Raw genomic sequence first — 5,673 nt, forward strand, 5'->3', positions numbered from 1 at the left:
CGCGACTACCGCAACCGCCACGCCTCGATCCTTCTGTCGCTCGAGGCGACCGCCGAGGCCATGGCGGAGGCGGAGCGGGCGGCCTGCGCCTGACGCCCGAACTCCGGGCGATTAACGCTTCGCTATACGATTGCGGCTAACGATCCGGAGCAGCCCCAACCGAGGATTCGGGATGCTCCACGCGCTCAAGCAGTTGTTCACCGCGGGCGAGCATGCCGCGGCGGCGCCGGGTCCGGAGACGGCGCCGGATACGCAAGGCTCCCCCGTCGATCACGCGGACGCGGGGCCTCCGCTCGCGCCGGGGGCGGACCTGCCCATCGATACCGCCGCACGCGAGCGCCTCGGGCGCGGGCTCGGCAAGCTGGGTTTCGAGGTGGTCGATATCGCCGCCCTGCTCCAGACCCTCGATGAGCAATCGGGCACGGTGCAGGCCGGCCTCTCCGACCTGCGCGCCAGCGCCGCCGAGATCGACCGGGCGCTGCGCACCGCGACGGGCGCCATCGCGGACGTTGCGGCGGCGGCCGACGATTCGGTGCTGCAGGCGCGGGCCAGCGTGACGGAGGTCGGGCGCGCGGCGGGCTACGGCCGGCGGGTGGCCGAATGGGTGGGCGAGCTCGGCCAGAGGATCGGCGCGCTCGAGGAACGGCTCGCCGCGGTCAAGGAGAGCTCGGCGCGCATCGCCGACATCGCCGCCGAGGTGGGCATCCTCGCCATCAACGCCCGGATCGAGGCTGCGCGCGCCGGCGACAACGGGCGGGGCTTCGCCGTCGTGGCCGAGGCGATCAGCGAACTCGCCCAGCAGACGGCGCAGGTCACGCGCGCCATCGCGCAGGAGGTCGACGCGTTCGGGCATGCCGTCGCCGAGATCCGGAGCGAGTCCGACGGCGTGCTCGAGGATGCGGGCCGCGTCCTGGCCTCGGGGCGGAGCACGGATGCCGCCCTGACCGCGATCGGCACCCATCTCGAGGTCACGCAGGACGGCGTCACGCGCCTCGCCGGCGACCTTCGGGCGCTGAGTTCCGCGAACGAGGTCTTCCATCCCGTGCTGGACCGCCTGGCCGGCGGCATCGCCGATACCGGCGGCAAGCTGCATTCGGGCCGCGCACGGGTGGAGTCCCTCATCGACCTGGCCGAGGAGATGGTGCAGGCGAACGCCGCCATCGGCGGCACGTCCGACGACGGCCCGATGATCGAGATCGTGCGCGACCGCGCCGCCCGGATCGCGGCGGCCTTCGCGGGCGCGATCAGCGCCGGGCAGATCGGTGAGGCGGAGCTCTTCGATGGCGACTACCGGCCGGTCCCCGGGACGGACCCGCAGCAGGTGCTCGCCCGTTTCACCGCGCTGACCGACCGCCTGCTGCCCCCGATCCAGGAACCGGTGCTCGACCTCGATCCCCGCGTCGTCTTCTGCGCCGCGGTCGACAGGAACGGCTACCTGCCCACCCACAACGCGCGCTTCTCGCACCCGCAGTCGAGCGACCCGGTCTGGAACGCCGCCCATGCCCGGAACCGGCGCATCTTCGACGATCGCGTGGGCCTGAAGGCCGGGCGGAGCAAGGCGCCTTTCCTCTTGCAGGTCTACCGCCGCGACATGGGCGGCGGGCAGAGCGTCCTGATGAAGGACCTCTCCGCGCCCATCATGGTGGGCGGGCGGCACTGGGGCGGCCTGCGCCTCGGCTACCGTCTGGAATGAAAAAACCGCCGCGCATCCGGTGGGATGGCGGCGGCAGTGGCGTATCCTTCGACCGGGCGCGCCGCTTGGGGACGGCGGGGATGAGGCAGGCCGGCGCGTCCGGGACAGGGATGGAGCGCGCCGAAGGCCCGGTTGGACCGCAGGCAGAAATCCGGAACCCTCAGACGAGGGCGGGCAGGTGCAGAAGGCCGAGCGTCAGGGCCGCGATGGCCGCGATCCCCAGCGCATCGGTGACGAGCGTGGCGCGGGCATTGGCGACGATGGAAGCGATCTGGACGAACATGTCGGCATCTCCTCACCTGATGTTGTCCCTTTGTTCTCACATTCGATTAAACTTGTCTAGAACTTTATGAGAACAAACCGGAACGAAGTGGGATTTTCCACCTATCCTGCGCGGATCAGCTGGATCGCCTTGTCCTGCTCCATCAGCCACAGGAGGGTCCGCGCCGCCCTGCCCTGGTCGCTCTCGAGCTTCGCGTCGCGCGCCAGCAGCGCCCGCGCCCCGGACTGGGCCAGCGCCATCAGCGGCGTCTGGCTCTCGAGATCGGCGATGCGGAAGCGCGGCAGGCCGGACTGCGCCGTGCCGATCAGGTCGCCCGCGCCCCGGATCGCGAGATCCTCCTCGGCAATGCGGAACCCGTCCTCCGTCTCGCGCAGGACCATGAGCCGCCGCTTCGCAGTCTCGCCGAGAGGGGAGCGGTAGAGCAGAAGGCAGGTCGATTCGGCCGCACCCCGCCCCACCCGGCCCCGCAACTGGTGGAGCTGCGCCAGCCCGAAGAGGTCGGCCTGCTCGATCACCATGATCGAGGCGTTCGGCACGTCGACGCCCACCTCGATCACCGTCGTCGCCACCAGCACCCGGAGCGCGCCCGCCTTGAAGCGCGCCATCACCTCGGTCTTCTCGGCGGGCGGCATCCGCCCGTGGAGGAGGCCCACCTGCCCCTCGCCCAGTTCCGCCCGCAGGTGGCGGAACCGCTCCTCCGCCGCGACGGCGTCGTAGACCTCGGACTCCTCGACCAGCGGACAGACCCAGTAGGCCTGCCGCCCCTCGGCGAGCGCGCCCCGCAGATGCGCCACGACCTCGGCGATGCGCGCGGTCGACAGGAGCGCGGTCTTGACCGGCTTGCGGCCCGGCGGCTTCTCGTCGAGCACGCTCACGTCCATGTCGCCGTACTGCGCGAGGCTGAGCGTGCGCGGGATCGGCGTCGCCGTCATCACGAGGACGTCGGTGGCGAGCCCCTTGGCCGAAAGCCGCACGCGCTCGGCCACGCCGAAGCGGTGCTGTTCGTCGACGATGGCGAGACGCAGGTCGCGGAAGGACACGTCCTCCTGGAAGACGGCGTGGGTGCCGACGAGGATCTGGATGTCGCCCTTCGCGAGCGCCTTCAGCTTCGCCGCCCGCTCGGCCCCCTTGTCGGCGCCGGTCAGGATCTCGACGACGACGCCCGCCTCCTCGGCCATCGGCAGGAGGTTGGCATGGTGCTGCCCGGCGAGGATCGAGGTCGGCGCCATCATCGTGCCCTGCCCGCCCGCCTCGACCGCGACGAGCAGCGCCATCAGCGCGACCAGCGTCTTGCCCGCCCCCACGTCGCCCTGGAGCAGGCGGCTCATCCGCGTCTCGGAGCCCATGTCGGCCTCGATCTCGGCGATGGCGCGGAGCTGCGCGCCCGTGGGCGAGAAGGGCAGCGCGTCGAGCACCTTCTGCCTCAGCCGCCCGTCGCCCCGGCTCGCGAAGCCCTTCTGCCGCCGCCGCGAGGCGCGGGCGAGCGCCAGCGTCATCTGGTGGGCGAAGAGCTCGTCGAAGGCGAGACGTTCCCGCGCCTTGGCCGAGCGCGACAGGTCCTCCGGCCCCTCCGGCCGGTGCGCCGCGGCGAGCGCCGAGTGCCAGTCGGGCCAGCCCTTCTGGCGCTTCAGCTCGGCGTCGATCCATTCGGGCAGCGGCGGCACGCGGGCCAGCGCGCCCTGCGCCGCCTTCTGCACGACCCGCTGCGTCAGCCCGCCCGACAGCGGATAGACCGGTTCGTAGGCGGGCAGGCTCCCCGCCTCTTCGGGGGGCAGGACGTGGTCGGGATGGGCCATCTGCGCCACCCCGTCGAAGAGCTCGACCCGCCCCGAGACGACGCGCCGCGCGCCCGTCGGCAGGAGGCGCTGCAAGGCGTCGCCGCGGGCGTGGAAATAGACCAGCTCGAAGCGCGTCTCGGCGTCGTCGACCTCGATCCGGTAGGGCCCGCGTCCGGCGGGCGGGCGGTGGCGGCCGACAATCACCTCGACCGTCACCGTGCCCGGGATCGGCACGTGGCGGATCGAGGACTTGCGCGACCGGTCGACGCCGCCCGAGGGCAGCGTGAGGAGCAGGTCCTTTGGCGAGACGACCCCGAGCCCCTCGAAGTTCTTGGCCATCTTCGGGCCGACGCCCGGCAGCGTCTCGAGCCCCGCGAAGAGCGGGAACAGGATCTCGGGCCGGCCCTTCTCAGCCATCCCCGATCAGCGCGAGCCAGGCATCCTCGTCGATGGTCTCGATGCCCAGTTCCGCCGCCTTCTTCGCCTTCGACCCCGCACCGGGACCGGCCACGACGAGGTCGGTCTTGGCGCTGACCGAGCCCGCGACCTTGGCGCCCAGGGCCTCGGCCCGCGCCTTGGCCTCGGCGCGCGTCATCTTCTCGAGGCTGCCGGTGAAGACGACCGTCTTGCCCGCGACGGGGCTGCCCTCGGTCGTGCGGGCCGGCGGCGGCTCGACCGTCAGGTGCTTGACCAGACGATCGACCGAGGCGCGCTCGGCCTCCTGCGTCAGGGTCGTCGTGAGCGCGACGGCCACCGCCTCGCCGATGCCGTCGATGCTGACGATCTCGGACCAGGCCGGGCTGTCGGCGAGGAGCGGCTTGCGCGTGCGGGCGTCGGGCGCGCCCGCGGCAGGTTCGGCTGCCGCGCGATCGACGGTGGCGGCCAGCGCCTCCCAGGTGCCGAAGTGCCGCGCGAGATCGGCGGCGGCGACCTCGCCCACATGGCGGATGCCGAGCGCGAAGACCAGCCGCGACAGCGGGATGCGCCGCCGCTCCTCGATGGCGTCGAAGAGGTTCTGCGCGGACTTCTCGCCCCACCCCTCGCGGTTCTTGAGCTGCTGGAGGCCTGAGCCGAATTTCGCTTGCAGATCAAAGATGTCCGCGGGCTCCCTGATCCAGCCGTCGGCATAGAAGGCCTCGACCTGCTTCGCCCCCAGCCCCTCGATGTCGAAGGCGGCGCGGGAAACGAAATGCTTCAGTTTTTCAACGGCCTGCGCGGGACAGATGAGGCCGCCGGTGCAGCGGCGGACGGCGTCGCCCTCCTCCCGGACGGCGTCCGAGCCGCATTCCGGGCAGGTCGTCGGGAAGACGAAGGCAACAGCGTCGGCGGGACGCTGCGACAGATCCACGTCGGCGACCTTCGGGATCACGTCGCCCGCGCGGTAGACCTGCACCCAGTCGCCCACGCGGATGTCCTTGCCGTCGCGGATCGGCTGGCCGCGGGCGTCGCGCCCGGCGATGTAGTCCTCGTTGTGGAGCGTCGCGTTCGAGACGACGACACCGCCCACCGTCACCGGCTGGAGCCGCGCGACGGGCGACAGCGCGCCCGTCCGCCCCACCTGGATGTCGATGGCCAGAAGCCGCGTCCAGGCAAGCTCCGCCGGGAACTTGTGCGCGATGGCCCAGCGCGGCGTGGTCGAGCGGAAGCCGAGGCGCGACTGGAGCGCGAGGTCGTCGACCTTGTGGACGACACCGTCGATGTCGTAGCCGAGCGTGGCGCGCGCCTGCTCGATCTCGCGGTAGCGGGCCATCATCGCCGTCGTTCCGGCGCACAGGCGCGTCTCCGGGTTCACGGCGAAGCCGAGGCCCCGCAGCCGCTCGAGCGCCGCCATCTGCCCCCCGGCGAGCGGTTCGGAAACCTCGCCCCAACCGTAGGCGAAGAAGCGGAGCGGGCGGCGCCGCGTGATCGCCGGGTCGAGC

4 protein-coding genes and 1 pseudogene are annotated in these 5,673 nt (G+C 72.1%); 2 read left to right on the forward strand and 3 right to left on the reverse strand.

Annotated features, from left to right (window positions below; genetic code table 11):
• Window positions 1-93: pseudogene (locus ACTS11_RS01545) on the forward strand (iron-sulfur cluster assembly scaffold protein); the annotation flags it as partial.
• Between the two features lie 79 nt (window positions 94-172).
• Complete coding sequence (locus ACTS11_RS01550; protein ID WP_442638596.1) at window positions 173-1,693, forward strand: methyl-accepting chemotaxis protein; 1,521 nt, start codon at window positions 173-175, stop codon at window positions 1,691-1,693.
• A gap of 160 nt (window positions 1,694-1,853) precedes the next feature.
• On the opposite strand, the gene ACTS11_RS01555 is transcribed toward ACTS11_RS01550, so the two are convergent.
• The 3 genes from ACTS11_RS01555 to ligA all read right to left on the reverse strand — a co-directional run.
• Window positions 1,854-1,976, reverse strand: a complete 123-nt coding sequence (locus tag ACTS11_RS01555) for a hypothetical protein (protein WP_442638597.1) — start codon at window positions 1,974-1,976, stop codon at window positions 1,854-1,856.
• 101 nt (window positions 1,977-2,077) lie between these two features.
• Window positions 2,078-4,171 carry an ATP-dependent DNA helicase RecG gene (gene recG / locus ACTS11_RS01560; RefSeq protein ID WP_442638598.1) on the reverse strand — a complete coding sequence of 698 codons (2,094 nt, stop codon included), beginning with the start codon at window positions 4,169-4,171 and terminating at the stop codon, window positions 2,078-2,080.
• On the reverse strand, window positions 4,164-5,673 hold a 1,510-nt coding region (gene ligA / locus ACTS11_RS01565; protein WP_442638599.1), incomplete at its 5' end, for an NAD-dependent DNA ligase LigA. The genes ligA and recG, both read right to left, overlap by 8 nt.

The organism is Roseicyclus sp., assembly GCF_052168335.1.
Lineage (GTDB): Bacteria > Pseudomonadota > Alphaproteobacteria > Rhodobacterales > Rhodobacteraceae > Roseibacterium.

Excerpts from the sequence above, each read along its gene's own strand:
- ACTS11_RS01550 (WP_442638596.1), top strand. The coding sequence starts at position 173 with ATGCTCCACGCGCTCAAGCAGTTGTTCACCGCGGGCGAGCATGCCGCG.
- ACTS11_RS01555 (WP_442638597.1), bottom strand. The coding sequence starts at position 1,976 with ATGTTCGTCCAGATCGCTTCCATCGTCGCCAATGCCCGCGCCACGCTC.
- recG (WP_442638598.1), bottom strand. The coding sequence starts at position 4,171 with ATGGCTGAGAAGGGCCGGCCCGAGATCCTGTTCCCGCTCTTCGCGGGG.